Source organism: Stenotrophomonas sp. RG-453 (genome assembly GCF_033843685.1).
In the GTDB taxonomy this organism is placed as follows: Bacteria; Pseudomonadota; Gammaproteobacteria; order Xanthomonadales; family Xanthomonadaceae; genus Stenotrophomonas; species Stenotrophomonas bentonitica_A.
This window is the reverse complement of the sequence record NZ_JAMYED010000003.1, coordinates 52,385-75,443: the sequence shown is the minus strand read 5'-3', so window position 1 is coordinate 75,443 and position 23,059 is coordinate 52,385. Positions and strand designations below refer to the sequence as shown.

Sequence of the window (23,059 nt, the reverse complement as noted above, 5' to 3'; positions counted from 1 at the left end):
CACGCCATGCGGCCCCCTTTGAATCGGTGGTCGCTGTGCCGCCTGTTGTTCGTGTTGTCGCTGCTTGCGATGGCCAGCCTGCCCTTCGGGGCGCTGGCCGCGCAGGATGCCGCGCCCGCGCCCGCCACCGCGGCACCTGCCGGCGAGGCGCCGCGCATCGGCGTGGTCACCATGCAGCCGGGCGAGATCTTCTTCGAACGCTTCGGGCATGACGCGCTGGTGGTGGTCGATCCGGTCACTGGCGAAGCGACCTCCTACAACTTCGGTTACTTCGACCCGAGCGAGTCCGATTTCATCGGCAACTTCGTGCGCGGCGACATGATGTACTACCTGGTCGCGCTGCCGCTCGGGCAGGATCTTTCCTACTACCAGGAGAGCGGCCGCGGCGCGAGCGTGCAGTGGCTGGACCTGACGCCCGTGCAGGCGCGCACCCTGGCCGAATCGCTGGCCGAGCGCGCCAAGCCGGAAAACGCGCGTTACCACTACGATTACTACACCGCCAACTGCGCCACCATGGTCCGCGATGCGATCGATGGTGCCCTCGGTGGCGGCCTGCATTCGCAGCTGTCGGGGCGCTCGCGCGGCAACACCTACCGCAGTGAATCGGTACGCCTGGCCTCGCCCTCGCCGTGGATGTGGCTGGGCTTCGATATCGGCCTGGGCCCGTTTGCCGACCAGCCGCTGTCGCGCTGGCAGGAAGCGTTCGTCCCGATGCGCCTGGCCGATGCGCTGCGCCAGGTCCGCAACAGCGAAGGGCGCCCGCTGGTGCAGGCCGAGCAGGAACTGCTGCCGCACCGGATCGCGCCGGAACCGAGCGAGTCTCCCCGCCGCTGGTGGCCGTGGCTGCTGTGCGGCCTGATCGCTGCCGCAGGCGTGGTCGCCCTGCGGCGCCGGCGTCGTCTGCTTGGTGGCCTCGCGCTGCCGTTCTGGCTGTTCTGCGGTATTGGCGGCGCTCTGCTGACCTACCTGTGGGGCTTCAGCGCGCACCAGGCCGCCTGGGCCAACCGCAACCTGCTGCAGCTCTCGCCGCTGTGCCTGCTGCTTGTCCCCGCCGCGGTCACCCTGCTGCGCGGCCGCGTGCCGCGCGCGTGGTTCCGGATCGTGCTGTGGGCGGTGGCCGGGCTGTCCCTGCTGGGGCTGGTGCTGCACTGGCTGACCCTGCAGGCGCAGTACAACCTGCAGTGGATCGTGTTGCTGCTGCCGATCCACGTGGCGCTGGCGTGGACGCTGGGCCGCCGTGACCTGTCCGTCACGGGCCGCTGACGCACGATGCCCGCCATGGATACCGTCACACCCGATAACCCCGCCTGCGTCATCAACTGCGTTCACTACGATGACCAGGGCAAACGCCACGACATCAGCCTGGATGCGATCAGCGATGTGATCGCCAGCGACAACGGCTTCGTCTGGGTCGGCCTGTACGAGCCCGATGACAGCGTGCTGCTGAAACTGCAGCAAGAATTCGGCCTGCATTCGCTGGCCATCGAGGACGCCCGCAACGCGCACCAGCGGCCCAAGGTCGAGGCCTACGGCAATTCGCTGTTCGTGGTGGTGACCACCGCGCAGATGGTGGACGAGCGGATCCGTTACGGCGAAACGCACGCCTTCCTCGGCCCGCGCTTCCTGGTCACGGTGCGGCACGGCGCGTCGCTCTCCTATGCCGCCCCGCGCGCCCGCGTGGAGCGCGAGCCGGAGCTGCTGCGCACCATGGGGCCCTCGTACTGCCTGTACGCGGTGCTGGATTTCGTGGTCGACAACTACCTGCCGATCACCCAGCGCTACCGCGACACGCTGGAACTGCTGGAGAAGGACATCTTCTCCGACAACTATAAACGCCACACCGTGGTGCGCCTGTACGAGCTCAAGCGCGAGCTCAACAAGATGCGCATGGCCGTGGCGCCGCTGCAGGACATGCTCTCGCAGATCAAGCGCTACCAGGGTGACCTGGTGCCGGACGAAGTGAAGCTGTACCTGCGCGACGTGCACGACCACGCGGTACGGATCAGCGATGTGATCGACACCCTGCGCGAAATGCTGGGCACCGCGCTGAGCGTGAACCTCTCGCTGGTCACCCTGGCCCAGGGCGAGACGGTCAAGCGCCTGGGTGCGTGGGCGGCGCTGCTGGCCGCCCCGACCCTGATCACCAGTTGGTACGGCATGAACTTCACGCACATGCCCGAGCTCGACAAGCCGTGGGCGTACCCGGCGATGATCATCGGCGTGGGTGCGGTGTGCGTGGGCCTGTACCGGTTGTTCAAGCGCGCGCGCTGGCTTTAGGCAGCGACCGTTGGTCGCTACGGTGGTGACCGTTGTTCGCTACGGCGGGCGACGGCTGGCCACGACGGTGGGTAGTGCCGGCCGCTGGCCGGCTCCTCCGGTGGCATGACCCTTATCTGATGTTCGCGGGCGTCCGGGGCATGGGCGTGAGCCGGCCAGCGGCCGGCACTACCCGGTTCATGGCATCAGGCGACGTAAACGGTCTTGATGTTCATGAACTCATGGATGCCATGCTCGGCGAGTTCGCGGCCGAAGCCGGAACGTTTGCTGCCGCCGAAGGGGAGGCGCACGTCGCTCTTGACGATGGCGTTGACGAAGGCGGCACCACATTCCAGCTGCTGGGCGATGGCTTCGCCACGGGCCGCATCGGTGGTCCACACGCTGCCACCCAGGCCGAAGGTGGTGTCATTGGCCACGCGCAAGGCTTCGGCGTCATCGCTGACCCGCAGGATCGCCGCGGCCGGACCGAACAGTTCTTCGTCGTAGGCCGGCATGCCGGGGGTGACGTTGTCCAGGATCGTTGCCGGATAGCCAGCATGCGAACCGGCCACCGGCTCGCCGCCCAGCAGCAGCTTGGCGCCCTTGGCGATGCTGTCCTGCACCTGCTTGTGCAGTTCGTCGCGCAGGTCCGCGCGTGCCATCGGGGCCAGCGTGGTGTTCTCGTCCTGCGGATCCCCGTAGACGCGCTTGCCTGCAGCGGCGACGAACTTCTCCACGAACGCATCGGCGATCGCATCGACCACGATGAACCGCTTGGCCGCGATGCAGGTCTGCCCGCTGTTGTCGAAGCGTGACTTCACTGCTGCAGCCACCGTCTTTTCGAGATCGGCATCGTCCAGCACCACGAAGGCATCGCTGCCGCCCAGTTCCATCACGCACTTCTTGAGCTGGTCGCCGGCGTTGGCCGCGATGGAGCGCCCGGCGCGCTCGCTGCCGGTCAGCGTTACCGCTTTGACCCGCTTGTCGCGCAGCACTTCGGCGGCCTGGTCGTTGTCGATGTGGAGCACATCGAACACGCCTTCGGGCAGGCCGCCGTCGCGGCACACCGCCAGGATCAGGTCGGCGCACTGCGGCACGTTGCTGGCGTGCTTGAGCAGGGCCACGTTGCCGGCCATGAACGCCGGCGCGAGGAAGCGGAACACCTGCCAGATCGGGAAGTTCCACGGCATCACCGCGAACACGCAGCCGATCGGCTCATAGCGCACGTAGCTGCGCTGGGCTTCGGTATCGATCAGCTGCGGCTTGAGGTAGTCAGCCGCATGGTCGGCGTAGAACTCGCAGGCCTCGGCGCATTTCTCGATCTCACCCAGCGCCTCCACCTTGAGCTTGCCCATCTCGGTGGTCATCGCGTGCTGGATGTCGCCCTTGCGTTGGCGCAGCTGGGCGGCAATCGCGCGCAGGATCGCCCCGCGCTCCTGCAGCGAACGCGCCGCCCAGGCCGGGAACGCCCCGGCAGCTGCCGCCAGGCGCTGCTCGACCTCCTTGGCGGTGAGCAGTTCATGGCGGTAGGTGACCTGGCCGGTCGCGGGATTGATGATGTCAGCGGTCATCACGGGTCTCCGAAAGTCAGACCCGCATTGTGCGCCCGGCCTCGTGAGCCGGATGTTGCCGGATCAGGGTGAACGCCGCGACAAAGCGTCGCAGCAGCGGCCTGCCCCGGCACCGTTCAGCTGGGGTCCTGCAGTGCCATCTGCATGTCACGCTGGCGGCGCTTTTCCGCCCGGGCAGTGATGTACCAGCCGACCACCGCCGCGATCGACACCGCCAGCACCATCAAGGTGGCCAGCGCGTTGATCTCCGGCTTGATGCCCATCCGCACCGAGGAGAACACCTTCATCGGCAAGGTCGTGGAGTTCGGCCCGGCCACGAAGCTGGCGATCACCACGTCATCAAGGGAGAGCGTGAACGCCAGCAGCCAGCCGGCCACCAGCGCCGGGGCGATGATCGGCAGGGTGATCTGGAAGAACACCTTGAGCCGGCTAGCGCCAAGATCCATGGCGGCCTCCTCCAGCGAGCGGTCCAGCTCCTGCAGCCGCGAAGACACCACCACGGTCACGAAGGACAGAGTGAAGGTGACGTGCGCGATCCAGATGCTGGTCACGCCGCGGCTGGGAAAGCCGGGGATGCCGCCCATCGCCACCAGCAGGGTCATCAGCGAGAAGCCCAGGATCACTTCCGGCATCACCAGCGGTGCGGTGATCAACGCCCCGAACAGGGTCTTGCCGGGGAAGCGGCGCATGCGGGTCATCACCATCGCCGCCATCGTGCCGAGCACGGTGGCCGCGCAGGCGGTCCAGAATGCGACCTTCAGGCTGATCCACAGCGCGTCCAGGATCTGGCGGTTGTTGAACAGCTCACCGTACCAGCGCGTGGAGAAGCCCGACCACACCGTGGCCAGCTTGGAGGCGTTGAAGGAATACACCATCAACAACAGGATAGGCAGGTACAGGAAGGCGAAGCCGAGCCCGAGCAGGCTCCAGCCCAACCAGCGGTTGCTGCGCACCATGCTCATGCCAGCTTTCCTTCCAGCTCGCGCTGCTGCATGCGGTTGAACAGCAGGATCGGCACCAGCAGCAGGGCCAGCATCACGATCGCCACCGCCGAGGCCGTCGGCCAGTCTCGGTTGTTGAAGAACTCGCCCCACAGCACGCGACCGATCATCAGCGTGTCCGGCCCGCCCAGCATTTCCGGAATCACGAATTCACCCACGGCCGGGATCATCACCAGCATGCAGCCGGCGATGATGCCGGTGCGCGACAGCGGCAGCGTGATCCGCAGGAAGGCCTGCCACGGCTTGGCGCCGAGGTCGTAGGCGGCCTCGAGCAGGCGGTTGTCCAGCTTGACCAGGTTGGCGTACAGCGGCAGCACCATGAACGGCAGGTAGCAGTACACGATGCCGATGTAGGCTGCGGTCGGGGTGTACAGGATCTGCAGCGGTGCATCGATCAGGCCCAGCTTGAGCAGCAGCTGGTTGAGCAGGCCGTTGCGGTCCAGGATGCCGATCCACGCATACACCCGGATCAGGAACGAGGTCCACGAGGGCAGCACCACCAGCATCATCGCCACGTTGCGCGCGGCCGGGCTCATCCGCGAGATCACATACGCCATCGGGTAGCCGATCAACAGCGTGAGCAGGGTCGAGATGACCGCGATCTTGATCGAGCTCAGGTAGGCCAGCAGGTACTGGTTGTCCTTGACCAGTGCCGCGTAGCTGCCCAGGTTGAGCTTGAGCGAGAAGGCGCCGTCCACGTACTCCAGCAGCCAGGTGTACGGCGGTGAGCCGACCTGGGTGCGCGCGAAGGAGATCATCAGGATGATCACGAACGGCACCGCGAAGAACAGCAGCAGCCACAGGTACGGCGCGGCGATCACGCCGGCGCGCGTGCCCGGGAGCCAGCGCTTCCAGCCGGTCGCGCTCATGAGGTCAGCACCACGCCGTCGTTGTCGCGCCAGTGCACCCAGACGGTGTCGCCCCAGGTCAGGCCATCGCTGGCCCAGCGCTGCGAGTTGGCGAAGTTGGACAGCACCTTGGCCCCGCTCGGCAGGCGCACATGGAACACCGAGTGGCTGCCGAAGTAGGCGATCTCCTCGATCACGCCCTGCGCCTTGTTGGTGTCGCCGGCCGGTTCGTCCTTGCCGATCATCACCTTCTCCGGGCGCAGCGCGAAGGCTACCGGCTGGCCTTCGTAGCCGGTGATGCCGTGGGCGACGTAGATCGGCGCAGGGAACAGCGGCGTGCGCACCGTGACGTATTCGGGCAGGTCCTCATCGAGCACCCCGTCGAACAGGTTCACCGAACCGATGAACTCGGCCACGAACCGGTTGGCCGGCTGTTCGTAGATTTCATCCGGCTTGCCGACCTGCTGGATCCAGCCGGCATCCATCACCGCGATCCGGGTGGCCATGGTCATGGCTTCTTCCTGATCGTGGGTGACCATCACGCAGGTCACCCCGGTGGTCTCGATGATGTTGACCAGCTCCAGCTGCATCTGCGAGCGCAGCTTCTTGTCCAGCGCGCCCATCGGCTCATCCAGCAACAGCAGCTTCGGACCCTTGGCCAGCGACCGCGCCAGCGCCACGCGCTGCTGCTGGCCACCGGAGAGCTGGTGCGGTTTGCGCTTGGCCAGCTTGGTCAACTGCACCAGCTCCAGCATCTCGCCGACACGGCGATTGATCGCATCGCGGGCCATGCCGTCCTGCTTCAGGCCGAAGGCGATGTTCTGCTCCACCGTCATGTGCGGGAACAGCGCATAGGACTGGAACATCATGTTGATCGGGCGCTGGTACGGCGGCAGCGCGTTGATGCGCTGGCCGTCCAGGTCGATGGTGCCCTGGGTGGGAGTCTCGAAGCCGCCCAGACAGCGCAGCAGCGTCGATTTGCCGCTGCCCGAGCCTCCCAGCAGCGCGAAGATCTCGCCCTTGCGCACGTCCAGGGTGACGTCGTCGAGCGCGACGAAGCCGTCGAACTCCTTGCGCAGCGCGCGGATGGACAGGTAACCCGGTTCCAGGACCGGGAGGACCGCGCCTTCCGGCTTGGCTTCAAATGGCATGGGGGGCGGCTCCAGGAGCGGCGGCAGGACGGGGGGAGCATCCCATTTTACCGGTGGTGGCCGCGTCATGTGCTACCCGGCGGGGCGGCCCGCGTTGCCGGCCCCGGACGCACGCGGCCCCCGAAACGACGACGCCGGCGCGGGGCCGGCGTCGCAGGGGGCACTCAGCGCCCGGTTTTCACCTCGGTCCACAGCCGGGTGTAGAGCTTGTCCACCTCCGGCGTGTTGATCGAGTAGGTGAACATCTTGGCCGCCACATCGGCCGGCGGGTAGATGGTCGGATCGGTGCGGATCGCCTCGTCCACCAGCGGCGTGGCCGTGGTCACCGGGTTGGCGTAATGGATGAAGTTGGTGTTGGCCGCGGCGACCTTGGGCTCGAGCAGGTAGTTGATGAAGGCGTAGGCCGCCTCCGGGTGCTTGGCATCCTTGGGGATGGCCAGCATGTCGAACCACTGCGGGGCGCCTTCGCGCGGGATCGAGTAGGCCACGGTCACGCCGTTGGAGGCCTCGGCCGCGCGGTCGCGGGCCTGGATGATGTCACCGGACCAGCCCACCACCAGGCAGGTGCCGCCGTTGGCCAGCGAGCCCACGTACTGCGAGGAGTGGAAGTTCTGCACGTACGGGCGGATGGTCTTGAGCAGCCCGGCGGCCTTCTCCAGCGTGGCCGGGTCCTGGCTGTGCGGATCCTCGCCCAGGTAGTGCAGCGCGATCGGGATCATGTCCGACGGCGTATCCAGGATGGTGATCCCGCAGTCCTTCATCTTGGCGATGTTTTCGGGCTTGAAGATCAGGTCCCAGCTGTTGGCGATCTCGGTGCTGCCGCCGAAGCGCTGCTTGAGCAGTTCCACGTTGTAGCCGATGCCGGTGGTGCCGATCATGTACGGCACGCCGTATTCGTTGCCCGGGTCCTGCTGCGCGATGCGCTTCATCACACTCGGGTCGAGATTGGCCAGGTTCGGGATCCTGCTCTTGTCCAGCGGCAGGAACACGCCGGCCTTGATCTGGCGGCCGAAGAAATTCAGCGTCGGCACGACCACGTCGTAGCCGCTGTTGCCGGCCAGCAGCTTGGTTTCGACCATCTCATCGCTGTCGAACACGTCATAGGTCACCTTGGTGCCGGTGGCCTTCTCGAAGTTCGGGATGGTGTCTTCAGCGATGTAGTCGCTGTAGTTGTAGACGTTCAGCACCTTGGCGTCGTCCTGCTTGTCACCGCCGCCACAGGCGGTCAGCACGGATACGGCAATGCCGAGGGTGAGGATTCGCAGCTTCATCGGACTCTCCACAGGTCAGGTGCGAGTTGGGGGGAACCGGCCGGACCGGCGCAACGGGTGCCAGCCTACCGGGCATGCCCCCATTTTCCCAGCACACGGCCCTCACGGCCATGCCGGATGTGGTGCCTGGGGTCAGACGTTGAGCAGCAGGAACTCGCGCTCCCAAGAGCTGATGACCCGGAAGAAGGTCTCGTATTCCTTGCGCTTGACCGACACATAGGCACGGCAGAAGCGCTCGCCCAGCATCTCGCGCAGCGCCGGGCAGCCTTCCAGCCCGTCCAGCGCCTCGCCCAGCGAGCGTGGCAGGTCGTAGCCCAGCTCCTTCGCGCTGCCGCTGATCGGGGCGGTCGGCGAGCCCTGCTCGCGGATGCCCAGCAGCCCGGCGGCCAGGGTCGCGGCGATGGCCAGGTAAGGATTGGCGTCCGAACCGGCGAACCGGCTTTCCACCCGCATGTTCTCCGGCGTATCCAGCGGCACCCGCAGCCCGCAGGTGCGGTTGTCGAAGCCCCAGTGCACGTTGCTCGGGGAGACCTCGCCGAACATCAGCCGGCGGTAGGAGTTCACGTTCGGCGCGAAGAACGCCATCGCCGCCGGCACGTACTTCTGCAGGCCGGCCAGGTAATGGCCGAACAGCGGACTGAAATCCTCACCGCCGTGCTCGCCGCTGAACACATTGCTGCCATCGCTGATCCGCAGCAGGCTCTGGTGGATGTGCATCGCACTGCCCGGCTCGTTCTCCATCGGCTTGGCCAGGAAGGTGGCATAGATGCCGTGGCGCATCGCCGACTCGCGCATGGTGCGCTTGAACAGGAACACCTGGTCGGCCAGGTCCATCGCATTGGCGTGGGTGAAGTTGACCTCCAGCTGCGCGGCGCCGGATTCGTGGATGAGCGTGTCCACGTCCAGCTTCATCGCGTCGCAGTAGTCATACATCAGATCGAGGATCGGATCGAACTCGTTGACCGCGTCGATCGAGTACGACTGGCGCGCCGTCTCCGGGCGACCGGAACGGCCGGCCGGCGGCAAGAGTGGGAAATCCGGGTCGGTGTTCTTCTGGACCAGGAAGAACTCCAGCTCCGGGGCCACCACCGGGCGCAGGCCGAGCTCGGCATAGGCGTTGAGCACCCGGCGCAGCACGTTGCGTGGGGCCAGCTCATGCGGCTCGCCGGTCTTGGTGAAACAGTCGTGGATGACCTGCGCGGTGGGATCGGTTGCCCACGGCACCATGCGGACGGTGTCGGCATCCGGGCGCAGGATCATGTCCGAGTCCGAGGGCGAGGTCAGCTCGTAGTAGTCGTCCGGGAATTCGCCGGTGACGGTGGTGGCGAAGATGCCCTCCGGCAGGCGCGTGCCGTAATCGTGCGAGAACTTGTCGGCCGGAATGATCTTGCCGCGCGCGTTGCCGGTGATGTCCGGCACCAGGCACTCCACCTCCGTGATGCGCCGGTCCTTGAGCCAGCGCAGCAGCGTGCTCTCCTGCGGAACAGGCTTGGGGGCGGCGGCTTTGCGCGAACGCGTTCGGGTGGTCATGACCGGTCTGCTGTAAGAGAGTTGCGGCGACAAGCATCGCCGAAAGCGTGAAAAATGCTGTGATAGAACGAATTGTCGGCCACCCGCCACTCCGGATGCCACTGCACCCCGAGCACGAAACGATGCGCGGTGCTGCGGGCGGCTTCTATCAGGCCATCCTCAGCAACGGCCTCGATCTGCAGGCCCTCGGCCAAGCGATCGATGCCCTGCCCGTGCACGGAATTGACCGTTGCCGTGGGCACCCCGGCCCAGCCGGCCAGCCAACCGCCTTCGGACAGCTGCACCGCATGTGCAGGACCATACTGCACCTCGACCGCCGCCTGTGGGTCTTCGCGATGATCGCCCAGCCCCGGCACCTCGTGCACGCGCGGATGCAGGCTGCCGCCGAGCGCCACGTTCAATTCCTGGAAACCGCGACAGATCGCCAGCACCGGCAGATCGCGGGCCAGCGCTTCATGCAACAAGGACAGCGCGTTCGCATCGCGCGCCGGGTCATGCCGATTGCCCGGCCAGCTCGGCGGCCCCGCATACAGATGCGGCTCGATGTTGCTTACCGCGCCGGTCAGCAGCAGGCCCTGCAGCCGGTCCAGCCACGGCGCGGCCGGCAGCGGCGGTTGCAGGCTGGGCAGCAGCACCGGGGTGACACCGGCCGCCTCGGCCAGCGCGCGGACGTACTTCTCACCCGCCGCCGCGAAGGGATGATGGCCCAGCATCGTGCTGTCGGTGGGCAGTCCGACCCAAGGGGGCGAGACCATGCGTCATGCTCGGATGACCTGCAGCCACGTTACCCCCGTGCGCAGACCTCGCGCAACACAGCGCCGCATCGGCGGTGCGCGCCCCCCTCACACGCCTGCGGCAGTAGCTGCGACAGACTGACCCCTGTCCCGCGCGCCGGTTGCTGGCATCCTTTGTCCATGATTGTTGTCCTGTCCTCTCCCCGCCGGTGCCCGGCATGACGGCTGCCGGCGAGGCGCATGCACCCAGCTGGTACGCCGACAGCGTGCCGGGCGCGCCGCTACGTGAACCGCTGACGGGGGATCTGAGCGCCGACGTGTGCGTGCTGGGTGCCGGCTACACCGGCCTGTCCGCCGCCCTGACCCTGGCCGAGCGCGGTTATCGCGTCGTGCTGCTGGAGGCGCACCGCGTGGGCTGGGGGGCGTCCGGCCGCAACGGTGGCCAGGCGATCGTCGGCTACGGCTGCGAGGTGGATACGCTCGAGCATCTGGTGGGCGCTGAAGACGCGCGGGCGCTGTTCGAATTCTCGCGCGATGGCATGCGCCTGCTGCGTGACCGCATCGTCCGCCACCAGATCGAGTGCGATTGGCGCGACGGCCACGCCAGCGTGCCGATCAAACCCCGCCAGGAGCGCATGCTGCGCGCCGGGCTGATCGATCTGGCCCAGCGCTACGACTATCCCCTGGAGTGGTGGGACCGCGCCCAGCTGCGCGGGCAACTGGACAGTCCGCGCTATCGCGGGGCCATGTTCGATCCTCACAGCGGCCACCTGCATCCGCTGGCCTACGCACAGGGCCTGGCCCGTGCCGCCGAGGCAGCCGGGGCGGTGATCCACGAGCAGTCGCCGGTACTGCAGTTGATCCGGGGGGCCCGGCCGCAACTGCGTACCGCGCACGGCACGGTCAGCGCCGATCACGTGGTGATCGCCGGCAACGCCTGGCTGGAGGGCATCGCGCCCGAGCTGGAATCGCGGATCATGCCGGTCGGCACCTACATCGGCGCCAGCGCGGTCCTCGGACAGGCGCGGGCGCAATCACTGATCCGCAACGACATGGCCGTGGCCGATGTCAGCTGGGCGCTGGACTATTTCCGACTGAGCCGCGACCACCGCCTGCTGTTCGGCGGCCAGGCCAGCTACTCCGCCCTGCCCCCGCCCGGCCTGCGCGGGGTGATGACCCGGCGCATGCGCGCGGTGTTCCCGCAGCTGGCCGACGTGGAGCTGGAGTACGTGTGGGGCGGTTATGTCGACATCACCCGCAACCGTGCCCCGCACTGGGGCCGGCTGACCCCGAATGTCTATTTCGCGCAGGGCTTTTCCGGCCACGGTGTTGCCGCTGCGGGCCTGGCAGGCCAGGTGCTGGCCGAGGCGATTGCCGGGCAGGCGGAGCGGCTGGACGTGTTCGAGCGTATCCCGCACCGCCCTTTCCCCGGCGGGCGCCTGCTGCGGACGCCGCTGCTGGTGGCGGCGATGTCCTGGTACAAGCTGCGCGATGCGTTGTGGTGAGGGTTCAAGGGGCCGGCATCCTGCGTGTTACAGAAACTGAACTGGCGCGAACCGGTGCCTGAGACCCGGCCGCGATCCCGCAATTGCACGATCGGCCTTCTGTCGATACCGTCAGCATGGAACGGATGCTCGTGCGGAATCGGCACTCGCCCTGGGATTTTCCACCGGCGAGATGGGAGGGGGGCGTGGGACTGCAGTGGTCGAACGAAGGTCTTCATCTGAATCTGCGTATCCAACCGGCCGGATGGATCCTTGCGGTGGTGTACGCCGTGGCCTGCTGGGGCGCTCGGAAAATATCCCTCGACCAGTTTTACCTGCCGGCCGGCGTGCGCGTTGCCGCACTGCTGATCTGCCCACCGCGACTGTGGCCTTACCTCCTCCTTGGGGAGTACGCCTACTTCGCGCAGATGCGCGTTCCGATGATCGGTAAGTATGGCTGGCTATGGGTCGTCCTTGGTTCGGCGTTCCTCATGCCCGCCGTGGCGATGATCGTTCGTCTACACCGCAGGATGATGGCAGGTACTACCGACATCTGGCTGGTGTCCGTCGCGATCGCTTCCGCCGCTGCAGCCACCACGATCAATATCACAGCATCGCACCTGCTATGGCCGGTACCCCCCTCCATTCCGCCGCTGAGCGGCGCAGCCCGCATGTTTCTGGGCGATTTCATTGCCATCTTGACCGTCGCGTTGCCTGCGCTGCTCTGGACACGTCGGCGGAGTGAACCAGAGTGGTCGAGGCGCTTCACGGTGCCCACCCTGGCCGCCATCGGGCTGACCCTTCTGCTCGGACTGTCGGCCACCGTGATGGCACCGGAAACCGCTGGTGCCAAGGCCAGCGTGCTGCTGTTGATGGCCCTGCCTGCGATTGCGCTCACGTGCATGCATGGATGGCGCGGAGCCGCCATCGGCGTTCCGCTGCTGAACCTGATCATCCACATGACGACGCCCAGTTCCGGCCATCCGGAATCCTTCGACGCGGAGACCTTCGCCACGCAGCAGAGCATGGCAGTGCTCAGCATCGCGCTCCTGGCGCTGGGCTCGAGCATCAGCTATTACCGCCAGCAGTACAGGGCCCGCGCGCTGGCCGAAGAAGCGGCCCGGGCGCTAGCCAGAACGTCTCAGATCTCCACGGAAATGCACCTCAAAGAGCGCGCTCTTCATCTGAGGGAAATCGGCGATGGAATCGATGCTTCACTCAGCCAGGTGATGACATGGCTTCAGTCGCACGGTCACCACGACACCGCCACTGACCTGCTACGTGCATCGGCGAAGCACGCACGACAGTTCCGCGAACAGACCAGCCTCCTCTATCCAACCTCGCTTGAGCAGCTCGGCCTTTATCTGACCATGCAGACTGGCGGTCTTCGCCAGGCCTGGGAAGAAACGCATCGCGTAACCCGTCCACTCCTCGCCGGCAATCCCTGTCATTTGAGTGTGGAACTGCAATTGGCGGCCTATCGGACGTTGAATGATGCTGTGTCTCTTCTGCTGGGGCGGGAAACCGGGCAGCTCAGTATCCAGACACGTTGCGGCCGCGTGCGGGAGCAGCGCGGAATCGTCATGGTGGTGGCACTGCTGGACAGAGGTCGCGCGCTCTCGTGGGCAACGACGGACCTGGCGCGTGAGCAGCTGACGGCACGCGTGCTTGCCCACGGCGGGAGAGTGCATTGCCGCCACAATCGCATCAGGATTCTGCTGAGGGAGACCGCCCTCCCCGTCCCGCAACGGAGTGAAACGCTGCTGCGCACGGGGTGCGCATAGCGCCTGCCTGAGCGGGCGACGGAATGTCCAGGCCTTCGGCGAGCACGGACGGAACGCGTCGACCACCCCTAAAGTTACGCGTGAAACCGCCGCTACCAGTCCCGACCCACTCGGAACCGAGCGTACGCCTCATGCCGGCACTGTTGCAGGGCGCTGTCCTCAGCGACCCCGGTGATGCCCTGCCCCAGCGGATCCTGCTGGTGGAAAACTCGCGCACGTTCACCAGCATGCTGCGCGAGGCGATCGAGCAGCGGCTGGAGCTGCCGGTGTCGGTCGCGACCAGCCTGGCCGAGGCCGGGCGGTTGCTGGATGAGGAACACGGCTGGTTCCTGGTCCTGACCGGCCTGGTGCTGGCCGATGGTGACCGCGATACCGTGGTGGACTACTTCCTCTCACGCGGGTTGCCCACGGTGGTGGTCAGTGGCGTCTACGACGAGGACCTGCGCAAACGGGTGCTGCAGCAGCAGATCATCGATTACGTGCTGAAGAACACGCCGGGCAGCATCGATTACCTGGTGTGGCTGGTACAGCGGCTGGAGCGCAACCGGCGGATCGCCGCGGTGGTGGTGGATGATTCGATGTCGGCACGGATGTACGCCGCCTCGCTGCTGCGCATGTACGGGCATGATGTCTACGAGGCGGCCGACGGTGCCGAAGGGCTGAAGGCGATCGAAGCGCACCCGGCGATCCGGCTGGCCGTGGTCGACCAGGAGATGCCGGGCATGGAGGGGGTGGAGTTCACCCGCCGCCTGCGCACGATGCGCTCACGCGACAAGCTGGCGGTGATCGGGATCTCCGGCAATACCGACCCGTCGCTGATCCCGCGCTTCCTCAAGAACGGCGCCAACGATTTCCTGCGCAAGCCCTTCTCGCGCGAGGAGTTCTTCTGCCGCGTCTCGCAGAACGTGGACCAGCTGGAGCTGATCGGCACCCTTCAGGACCTGGCCACCCGCGATTTCCTGACCGGCCTGCCCAATCGCCGCTGCTTCCTGGAACAGAGCCAGCGCCAGCTGCCGCAGCTGCACCTGGATGGTGAGCAGGTGGCGGTGGCGATGATCGATATCGACCACTTCAAGCACATCAACGATACCCATGGCCACGAGGCCGGCGATGACGCGCTGCGCGCGGTGGCCGCGGCGGTCGCCCAGCACGCGCGCCAGGAAGACCTGATCGCGCGCTTCGGTGGCGAGGAGTTCTGCCTGCTGGTGCCCGGCATGGATGAAGAGCAGGCCGTGCATTACTTCGACGAACTGCGCCAGGCCATCGCCGCGCTGGAGGTCGACCTGGGCCACACCACGCTGCGCATGACGGTGAGCATCGGGCTGTGCTGCCTGCGCCCGCAGCGCGACTCGCTGCACCGGCTGATTTCCGAGGCCGACCGCCAGCTGTACCTGGCCAAGGCCGGCGGCCGCAACCGGGTCCACTGCGCCACCGTGGCCACCGGCCCACGCCAGCGCGAGCCTGCCCTGGTGCCTTGATCGAGATCAACGCGGCCCCGGCCGCGACTGCCTAGAGTCGCCCCCAGTTGAACAGCGCGGGGAACGCACCATGGCACTTCTGGTCTGGCAGGACGATCTGAACATCGGTATCGATGTCATCGATCACCAGCACATGCGCATCGTGGAGATGCTCAACCACCTGCACGTCGCCCAGAAGAGCCTGGAGCGGCTGGCCGTGGCCGAGGTGATCGACGAGCTGGTGGATTACACGATGTCCCATTTCGCCTTCGAAGAAGAGCTGATGGAGGAAGCCGGCTATCCGTTCTGTTCGGCGCACAAGCGCGTGCATGAGATCTTCGGCAAGCGCGTGGGCGAGTACCGGCTGCGTTTCCAGGCCGGTGAGGACATCACCGAAGAGCTGCGCACGATGCTCTCGCGCTGGCTGTTCAATCATATCCGGGGCGACGACAAGGCCTACGCACCGCAGGTCAAGCAGCATCTCAACCAGTTCGCGCGCGAGCACCAGCAGGGTAGTTGGCTGGGCCGCACGCTCAAGCGCTTCTTCCGCTGATCAGCGCCCGCGCCGGCCCATCGCCAGCAGGGCGACGATGGTGATCAATGCGGTGACGCACAGGTAATAGCCCACGGCGACCAGGCCATAGCGTTCGGCCAGCCAGGTGGCCACGTATGGCGCCGGGGCCGCACCGAGAATGCCGGCCAGGTTGAACGAGAGCGAGGCGCCGGTGTAGCGCACCTGCACCGGATAGATCTCGGCCAGGAAGGTGCCGCACGGGCCGTAGGTCAGGCCCATCAGGAACAGGCCCAGCGCCAGGAACCCCAACACCAGCCACGGGCTGCCGGCCTGGAACAGCGGCGCGAACGCCACGCCGAAGGCGAGGATCAGGCCGCTGGCCACGATCATCGTGCGGCGCGTGCCCCAACGGTCGCCGTACAGCGCGGAAATGGGAATGCCCGCCGCGAAGAACAGGATGCCGACCATCTGCAGCAGCAGGAACTGCTCGCGCGAGTAGCCCAGCACGGTGGTGCCATGGCCGAGGGTGAACACCGTCATCAGGTAGAACAGCACGAAGGTGGCGAACGCTCCCAGCGTGCCCAGCACCAGCGTCAACGGGTGGTCGCGCAGCACGCTCCACATCGGCAGCCTGACCCGCTCGTTGCGGTCCAGTGCGGCTTGGAACTGCGGGGTCTCGTGGATGTTCAAGCGCACCCACAGGCCGATGCCGACCAGCATCGAACTGGCCAGGAAGGGCACGCGCCACCCCCATCGCAGGAAATCAGCCTCGCTCATCGCGCGGCCGAGCAGCAGGAAGATACCGGCCGAGAGCAGGAAGCCCAGCGGAGCACCCAACTGCGGGAACATGCCGTACCAGGCGCGCTTGCCGGGCGGTGCATTCTCGGTGGCCAGCAGCACCGCACCACCCCACTCTCCCCCCAGCCCCAGGCCCTGCCCGAAACGGCACAGCGCCAGCAGTGCCGGTGCGACCAGGCCGATGCTGGCATGCGTGGGCAGCAGGCCGATGGCCACCGTGGAAACCCCCATCGTCAGCAATGCCGCCACCAGCGTGGCCTTGCGCCCGATGCGGTCGCCGTAGTGACCGAACACCGCCGAGCCGACCGGCCGCGCGATGAAGGCCACGGCGAAGGTCGCCAGCGACTGCAGCATCGCCGCGCCATCGCTGCTCTCGGGGAAAAACAGGTGCGGAAACACCAGCACCGCCGCGGTGGCGTAGATGTAGAAATCGAAGAACTCGATGGTGGTGCCGATCAGGCTCGCCAGCAGGATGCGGCGGGGGGAGTTCACGACGGGTGCGACAGCAGGTGTGGACATCGGGTACGCAGAAAAGGGCAGCTGCCGGATTCTGCCACGCCCTCCCCAAGCCTGCCGCGATGGTTGCAGACGAGACTGTCAGCCAGTGACCGGGTCCACAGGCTGCGTGCCGGCCGGGAACTTCCATCCGACCACCGGGTCTAACCGCGGTCACCCGCCAGGAAGGTTCCGGATGTCAGGCTCAAGGAAGCGTGCCCGCTCGCGCTGGACCCAGACCAGCGCCATCGCGGTGGTGATGGCCGTACACGGGCTGATGCTGGGCGTGCTGCTGCGCTCACCCGGCCCGGGCGATGCCTTCCCGGATGAGCGCCTGCAGGTGTACTGGCTGCCTCGCCCGTTGCCGGTACCGGTTTCGCCACCGCCCAGTGCCACGACGCCCCGCACACGGCAGGCCGCCGCATCGCAGCGCCTGCCTGCGCCGGCCGTGGTCGTGCCGGTCGCCGCAGCCGCCGCCGCGCCGGCTCTGCCGGAAGTGACCGCCCCGCTTGATCTGAGCGTGCCATCGTCGCTGACCGGCAGCGGCATCGAAGCGGCCTCACTGGCCCCGCGCGTGCTGGGCGCCCGTGACGTGCACGCGGCCTTCCAACCGCGGCGCGAGCGCTTCCGGATGAACGCCGGAATGTCGCCGGAGCAGATCGTGCAGGGCATTTTCCAGCTGATCGGTGCCTGGCCGCCCGGCTACACGGTGGACCAGTGCCGCCTGACGCGGCAGCAGATCGACTACCTGCGCAACGCGGTGGATGAACGGGATCGCGACCTGCTGCGCGAGTCGCTGGTCCGCCACAGCCAGGACTGCTGAGCGAGGTCAGCCGCCCAGGTGGATCCAGGTCGCCTTGAGTTCGGTGTACTTGTCGAAGGCGTGCAGGGATTTGTCGCGGCCGATGCCGGACTGCTTGTAGCCACCGAACGGGGCGGTCATGTCGCCGCCATCCCACTGGTTGACCCAGACGCTGCCGGCACGCAGGCCGCGTGCCACCCGGTGCGCGCGGCCCAGGTCGCGCGTCCATACGCCAGCGGCCAGCCCGTAGATCGAATCATTGGCCATGCGCAGCGCGTCCGCCTCGTGATCGAAGGTGAGCACCGAGAGGACCGGCCCGAAGATTTCCTCGCGGGCGATCGTGTGCTGCGGATCGACCTCATCGAACACGGTCGGCTCGACATAGCTGCCACCCGGCACCACCTCCAAGCGCTTGCCACCCAGCAGCAGGCGCGCGCCCTCGGCCTCGCCGCGCGCCACGTAGTCCAGCACGCGGCCGGCGTGGGCGTCGTCGACCAGCGCGCCCATCGCCGCCTCCGGCTCGAACGGGTGCTGTGGCTGCATGTGCCGCCCATGCGCCAGGACCCGGGCCACGAAGGCATCCTTGATCGAGCGCTGGACCAGCAGGCGCGAGCCGGCGGTGCACACCTCGCCCTGGTTGTAGAAGATCGCCGTGGCGGCGGCCTGGGCGGCCTTGTCCAGATCGGGCGTATCGGCGAACACGAGGTTCGGGCTCTTGCCACCGCACTCCAGCCAGGTGCGCTTGAGATTCGATCTGCCCGCGCATTGCAGCAACCGGCGGCCCACCGCGGTGGAACCGGTGAAGGCCAGCGCATCCACGTCCATGTGCAGCGCCAGCGGCTCACCGGTGCGCTCGCCGTGGCCAGGCAGTACGTTGAACACGCCATCGGGCACACCGGCCTCGGCCACCAGTGCGGCCAGGCGGATCGCGCTCAACGGCGAGCGTTCGGAGGGTTTGAGGACCACGGAATTGCCTGCCGCCAGCGCCGGGGCAATCTTCCACGACGCCATCAGCAGCGGGAAATTCCACGGCACGATCACCGCGACAACGCCGACCGGCTCGCGGGTGATCAGGCCCAACGTGTCGAGCGCTGTAGGGGCGACTTCGCCGTATACCTTGTCCACCGCCTCGGCGGTCCAGCGCAGGCACCGCACGACGCCGGCCAGATCGCCTTCGCGTGCGTCGCCGACCGGCTTGCCCATGTCCAGGGTTTCCAGCAACGCGAGCGCATCGGCGTGCTGCTCGACCAGATCGGCCAGCCGCAGCAGCACCTGCTTGCGGTGCGAGGGTGCCGCCCGCGACCAGTCGCCCGCATCGAAACTGCGACGCGCCGCGGCGACCGCACGGTCAACGTCTGTCGTATCGGCGTCGGCTACCTGCACCAGCACGCGGCCATCGATCGGGCTGATGCAGTCATAGCGCGCGCCACTGGCGGCGTCCACGTAGCGCCCATCGATGAAGGCCTGGCCCTGGAAGGTCAGTGCATCGGCCTGGCGCTGCCAGTCCTCACGGGTGCGTGCGGCGGTCATCGGCGTCGTCCTCGTTCAGTGAGTCGGGTAACGCGCTTATACCCGCGGCCATCACGGAGTGACGTGATGCGGGTGCGATAAAGTCGTGACCGTCGCGACCCTGCGGAGTGCCCCATGCCTCGTCCCGAGTTGTCGTTGTCCACCCTGGCCGGACAAGCGCCAGCAGAGCTGGACGCCTACTGGATGCCATTCACCGCCAACCGCCAGTTCAAGGCTGCGCCGCGCCTGCTGGTACGCGCTGAGGGCATGTACTACCACGACGTCGACGACCGCCCGATCCTGGATGGCGCGGCCGGCCTGTGGTGCTGCAACGCGGGGCATGCGCGGCCGCGGATCGTCCAGGCGATCCAGCAGCAGGCCGCCACGCTGGATTTCGCGCCACCGTTCCAGATGGGCTCGCCGTTGCCGTTCGTGCTGGCGCAGCGGCTGGCCGCACTGGCACCGGCCAGCTTGAACCATGTGTTCTTCACCAACTCCGGCTCCGAGGCGGTGGATACCGCGATGAAGATCGCGCTGGCCTACCATCGCCTGCGCGGCGAGGGTCACCGCACCCGCTTCATCGGGCGGGAGAAGGCGTATCACGGCGTCGGCTTCGGCGGCCTGTCTATCGGTGGCCTGCCCAACAACCGCAAGACGTTCGGGCCGTTGTTGCCCGGTAGCGATTTCCTGCGCCATACGCTCGATCTGGAGCGCAATGCCTTCAGCCCTGGCCTGCCCCGCCACGGGGCCGAACTGGCCGAGGATCTGGAGCGCCTGATCGCGCTGCACGATGCCTCCACCATCGCCGCGGTGTTCGTCGAGCCGATCGCCGGTTCGGCCGGGGTGATCCTGCCCGCGCCGGGCTATCTGCAGCGCCTGCGCGAGATCTGCGACCAGCACGGCATTCTGCTGGTGTTCGACGAGGTGATCACCGGTTTCGGCCGGGTCGGCCACGCCTTCGCCGCCCAGCGCTTCGGGGTCACCCCGGACCTGCTCACCCTGGCCAAGGGCCTGACCAACGGCGCGGTGCCGATGGGCGCGGTGCTGGCCAGCGATGCGATCCACGGCGCCTTCATGCAGGGCCCGACGGCCGCCATCGAATTTTTCCACGGCTATACCTATTCCGGTCACCAGCTGGCGTGTGCGGCTGCGCTGGCCGCATTGGATACCTACGCCGAGGAGCATCTGTTCGAGCGCGCCCTGGAACTGGGTGATTACTGGCAGGAGCGACTGCACAGCCTGCGCGGACTGCCGCATGTGGTGGACATCCGCAACTTCGGGCTGATCGGCGCAGTCGAGCTGATGCCGCGCAAGGACGCCCCCGGCGCGCGCGGCTATGAGGTATTCGAGCGCTCCTTCCGCGATGGTCAGTTGCTGGTGCGCTGCACCGGCGATGTGATCGCGCTGTCGCCCCCGCTGATCCTGGAGCGCAGCCACATCGACCGCATCGTGGATGTGCTGGGCGAGATGATCCGCGCCACCGGCTGAGCCTGAATCCGTCGGCGACGACGCCGGCCGCCGCGATCCTTACAATGGTCGGTCACGTTTCGCTCGCGTACCGGATTGCATGGACATTGTCGTCAAAGAAGAACTCAAGGCCTATATCGACCCGCTGACCCCGGACGAGCACGACGCCCTGGAGCGCAGCATCCTCGCCGAAGGCTGCCGCGACGCGCTGGTGCTGTGGGGCGAGGTGCTGGTGGATGGCCACAACCGCTACGGCATCTGCCAGAAGCACGGCCTGCCGTTCCAGACGATCCAGAACACGCGATTCCAGTCGATGGACGACGTCCATCTGTGGATGATCGAGCAGCACCTGGGCCGCCGCAGCGTCTCCGATTTCCAGCGTGGCGTGCTGGCGCTGCGCAAGCGCGACATCCTGGCCGAGCGCCATCGCGCCGATCAGGCCCAGCTGCAGAAGGAAAGCGATGGCGAGATCAGCGGGCCGACCGAGGCCGCTGACGAAGACAGCCCGCCGTGGGCCGCCGCACCGAAGGTCAGCCGCGCGGACATGGCCCGCGAAGCGCGCCTGAGCAGCAGCCAGGTGACGATGATCGAGCGCATCCACAAGCAGGCCGCGCCGGAACTGGTGGAAGCGGTCAAGACCGGGGTGATCTCGATCAGCGCCGCGGCCGCCGTGGCCGACCTGCCGGAAGACGAACAGCGTGCCGCAGCCGCTGCCGGCAAGGACGAGCTCAAGCAGGCCGCCAAGCGTGTGCGCGAGTCCAAGCGCAAGCCGCGCAAGCCGGCCCAGGAGGTGCTGCACAGCGCCGATGGCGACGCCGAAGCCGACCCCAGCCGCGCCGCCGAGATCGCCGATGCGCTCAACGCACTGGGCGAAGGCCCGGCCGAGCTGCGCCAGCGCATCATCGCGCTGACCCTGGAGAACGACACCCTGCGCCTGCAGCTGGCCGCGCTGCGCAAGCAGGTGGCGGACCTCTGAGGGTAGTGCCGGCCGCTGGCCGGCAACGCGATTGACCTTCGGGTGGGGAGCCTGGTTGCCGGCCAGCGGCCGGCACTACCGGTTGCTCATGCCGGGGTCGTTAGACTGCCGGGATGACGCCCCTCTCCCCTCCCGACCCCCGCCGTGCCCAGCTGCGACGGCTCAAACTGATCGCCCTGGCCATGCTGGTGGTGATGCTGGCCGGCTTCGCGGTCAGCCATTGGCACGGCGAACGCGGCATCTGGGCCTGGGTCTCGGCCTTCTGCGAAGCGGCTGCCGTCGGCGCGCTGGCCGACTGGTTCGCGGTGGTCGCGCTGTTCCGGCGTCCGCTGGGCCTGCCGATCCCGCATACCGCGATCATCCCGCGCAGCAAGGACCGCATCGCCGACAGCCTGGCGCTGTTCGTCCGCGACCAGTTCCTGGAACCCCAGGCGCTGCTGGCGAGGCTGCAGGTGTTCGATCCGGCCAGCCGCCTGGGCAGCTGGCTGGCCGAGCCGGCGCGGGCGCGCATGCTGGCCGACATGGCCCGCGGCTGGGCCCTGCAGGCGCTGGATTTCCTTGATGAAGCGGCGGTCCGGCGCAGCATCCAGGGCTTTGTGATCCAGCAGCTGCGGCAATGGAACGCAGCCGCCACGGCGGGTGAACTGCTAAGCCTGCTCACGGCCGACAACCGCCACCAGCGCGTGCTGGATGAAGGCCTGACCCGCATCAGCGAATGGCTGGGCAACGAGAAGGTCAAGGACCGCGCCTCCACCCTGATCGAGGGCTACATCCAGCGCGAGTGGCCCAAGCTGGCCAGTACGGTCAACTGGGTCAAGCCGATCGACGAGATCGGTGACACCCTCGCCGAGCGCCTGGCGCACGCGGTGCTGGAAGAACTGCAGCAGATCCTGGCCCAGCCCGAACATCCGCTGCGGCGCGATTACGAAACCTGGCTGAGCGACTACATCCAGCGGCTGCGCGAGGACCCGGCCCTGGCCGAGAAGGTCGAGCAGCTCAAACAGCAGGTGATCGACCACCCGGCCGTGCAGGAGTACGTGCAGGGCCTGTGGGCGCGGATCCACGCCAGCCTGCGTGCCGACCTGGCCAGCGAGGACTCCGCGCTGGCCGGCCATCTGCGCCGCAGCCTGGCCTCGGTGGGTGAGGCGCTGCAGGCCGACCCGTCGCTGCGCGAAGCACTCAACCAGCACCTGATGGACGGTGCCGAACGCCTGACCACGCGCCTGCGCAGCGGCGTGACCGAGCACATCGCGCAGACCGTCAAAGGGTGGGACGAACGCCACCTGGTCGAGCAGCTGGAATTGAGCGTGGGCCGCGACCTGCAGTTCATCCGTTTCAATGGCACCCTGGTGGGCGGCCTGATCGGCGTGATCCTGCACGCGCTGACCGTCTGGTTCCACTGGTAACACCG

At 67.3% G+C, this 23,059-nt stretch carries 19 protein-coding genes; 10 read left to right on the top strand and 9 right to left on the bottom strand.

Going from position 1 to position 23,059, the window contains the following annotated elements; translation table 11 throughout:
* Window positions 1–6 precede the first annotated feature (6 nt).
* Both NJD74_RS05860 and NJD74_RS05855 read left to right on the top strand, forming a co-directional pair.
* On the top strand, window positions 7–1,263 hold the full coding sequence (locus NJD74_RS05860; RefSeq protein ID WP_319623839.1) for a DUF4105 domain-containing protein: 1,257 nt from the start codon (window positions 7–9) through the stop codon (window positions 1,261–1,263).
* A gap of 15 nt (window positions 1,264–1,278) precedes the next feature.
* Window positions 1,279–2,277: a magnesium and cobalt transport protein CorA gene (locus NJD74_RS05855; protein ID WP_319623838.1), complete on the top strand. Its 999-nt coding sequence runs from the start codon at window positions 1,279–1,281 to the stop codon at window positions 2,275–2,277.
* A gap of 185 nt (window positions 2,278–2,462) precedes the next feature.
* Here the strand turns inward: NJD74_RS05855 and NJD74_RS05850 are convergent, their stop codons facing one another.
* From NJD74_RS05850 to NJD74_RS05820, 7 genes are all read right to left on the bottom strand, one after another.
* Window positions 2,463–3,827, bottom strand: coding sequence for an NAD-dependent succinate-semialdehyde dehydrogenase (locus tag NJD74_RS05850; protein WP_046272011.1), 1,365 nt, complete (start codon window positions 3,825–3,827; stop codon window positions 2,463–2,465).
* Window positions 3,828–3,943: 116 nt separating this feature from the next.
* Entirely contained in the window at window positions 3,944–4,789 is an 846-nt protein-coding gene (locus NJD74_RS05845; protein WP_019185856.1) for an ABC transporter permease subunit, read from the bottom strand.
* Window positions 4,786–5,697: an ABC transporter permease subunit gene (locus tag NJD74_RS05840; protein ID WP_019185857.1), complete on the bottom strand. Its 912-nt coding sequence runs from the start codon at window positions 5,695–5,697 to the stop codon at window positions 4,786–4,788. The genes NJD74_RS05845 and NJD74_RS05840 overlap by 4 nt, the downstream gene beginning before the upstream one ends.
* On the bottom strand, window positions 5,694–6,827 hold the full coding sequence (gene potA / locus NJD74_RS05835) for a polyamine ABC transporter ATP-binding protein (protein WP_019185858.1): 1,134 nt from the start codon (window positions 6,825–6,827) through the stop codon (window positions 5,694–5,696). Before potA ends, NJD74_RS05840 begins: the two co-directional genes overlap by 4 nt.
* Window positions 6,828–6,991: 164 nt before the next feature.
* Complete coding sequence (locus tag NJD74_RS05830; protein WP_319623837.1) at window positions 6,992–8,098, bottom strand: polyamine ABC transporter substrate-binding protein; 1,107 nt, start codon at window positions 8,096–8,098, stop codon at window positions 6,992–6,994.
* Window positions 8,099–8,230: 132 nt separating this feature from the next.
* Complete coding sequence (locus tag NJD74_RS05825; protein WP_319623836.1) at window positions 8,231–9,628, bottom strand: glutamine synthetase family protein; 1,398 nt, start codon at window positions 9,626–9,628, stop codon at window positions 8,231–8,233.
* Window positions 9,625–10,383: a gamma-glutamyl-gamma-aminobutyrate hydrolase family protein gene (locus NJD74_RS05820; protein ID WP_319623835.1), complete on the bottom strand. Its 759-nt coding sequence runs from the start codon at window positions 10,381–10,383 to the stop codon at window positions 9,625–9,627. The genes NJD74_RS05825 and NJD74_RS05820 overlap by 4 nt, the downstream gene beginning before the upstream one ends.
* Window positions 10,384–10,580: 197 nt before the next feature.
* Here NJD74_RS05820 and NJD74_RS05815 point away from each other — a divergent pair, with 197 nt between their 5' ends.
* From NJD74_RS05815 to NJD74_RS05800, 4 genes are all read left to right on the top strand, one after another.
* Window positions 10,581–11,867, top strand: a complete 1,287-nt coding sequence (locus NJD74_RS05815) for an FAD-binding oxidoreductase (protein WP_319623834.1) — start codon at window positions 10,581–10,583, stop codon at window positions 11,865–11,867.
* Between the two features lie 185 nt (window positions 11,868–12,052).
* Window positions 12,053–13,630 carry an MASE1 domain-containing protein gene (locus tag NJD74_RS05810; protein ID WP_319623833.1) on the top strand — a complete coding sequence of 526 codons (1,578 nt, stop codon included), beginning with the start codon at window positions 12,053–12,055 and terminating at the stop codon, window positions 13,628–13,630.
* A 131-nt stretch (window positions 13,631–13,761) separates the two neighbouring features.
* The gene (locus NJD74_RS05805; protein ID WP_070471792.1) at window positions 13,762–15,108 is read left to right on the top strand and encodes a diguanylate cyclase; all 1,347 of its coding nucleotides are present in this window, start codon (window positions 13,762–13,764) and stop codon (window positions 15,106–15,108) included.
* A 70-nt stretch (window positions 15,109–15,178) separates the two neighbouring features.
* The gene (locus NJD74_RS05800) at window positions 15,179–15,640 is read left to right on the top strand and encodes a bacteriohemerythrin (protein ID WP_019185865.1); all 462 of its coding nucleotides are present in this window, start codon (window positions 15,179–15,181) and stop codon (window positions 15,638–15,640) included.
* Here the strand turns inward: NJD74_RS05800 and NJD74_RS05795 are convergent, their stop codons facing one another.
* Window positions 15,641–16,918, bottom strand: a complete 1,278-nt coding sequence (locus tag NJD74_RS05795) for an MFS transporter (protein ID WP_319623832.1) — start codon at window positions 16,916–16,918, stop codon at window positions 15,641–15,643. It abuts the gene before it with no gap.
* 172 nt (window positions 16,919–17,090) lie between these two features.
* Here NJD74_RS05795 and NJD74_RS05790 point away from each other — a divergent pair, with 172 nt between their 5' ends.
* Complete coding sequence (locus NJD74_RS05790) at window positions 17,091–17,717, top strand: hypothetical protein (RefSeq protein WP_070471793.1); 627 nt, start codon at window positions 17,091–17,093, stop codon at window positions 17,715–17,717.
* 6 nt (window positions 17,718–17,723) lie between these two features.
* Here the strand turns inward: NJD74_RS05790 and NJD74_RS05785 are convergent, their stop codons facing one another.
* The gene (locus NJD74_RS05785) at window positions 17,724–19,226 is read right to left on the bottom strand and encodes an aldehyde dehydrogenase (protein ID WP_102789216.1); all 1,503 of its coding nucleotides are present in this window, start codon (window positions 19,224–19,226) and stop codon (window positions 17,724–17,726) included.
* 114 nt (window positions 19,227–19,340) lie between these two features.
* On the opposite strand from NJD74_RS05785, the gene NJD74_RS05780 reads away from it, so the two are divergent.
* From NJD74_RS05780 to NJD74_RS05770, 3 genes are all read left to right on the top strand, one after another.
* Window positions 19,341–20,693, top strand: a complete 1,353-nt coding sequence (locus NJD74_RS05780) for an aspartate aminotransferase family protein (RefSeq protein ID WP_319623831.1) — start codon at window positions 19,341–19,343, stop codon at window positions 20,691–20,693.
* A gap of 79 nt (window positions 20,694–20,772) precedes the next feature.
* Window positions 20,773–21,648: a plasmid replication/partition related protein gene (locus NJD74_RS05775; RefSeq protein WP_102789214.1), complete on the top strand. Its 876-nt coding sequence runs from the start codon at window positions 20,773–20,775 to the stop codon at window positions 21,646–21,648.
* 113 nt (window positions 21,649–21,761) lie between these two features.
* The gene (locus NJD74_RS05770; protein WP_319623830.1) at window positions 21,762–23,054 is read left to right on the top strand and encodes a DUF445 family protein; all 1,293 of its coding nucleotides are present in this window, start codon (window positions 21,762–21,764) and stop codon (window positions 23,052–23,054) included.
* The last annotated feature ends 5 nt before the right edge of the window (window positions 23,055–23,059 follow it).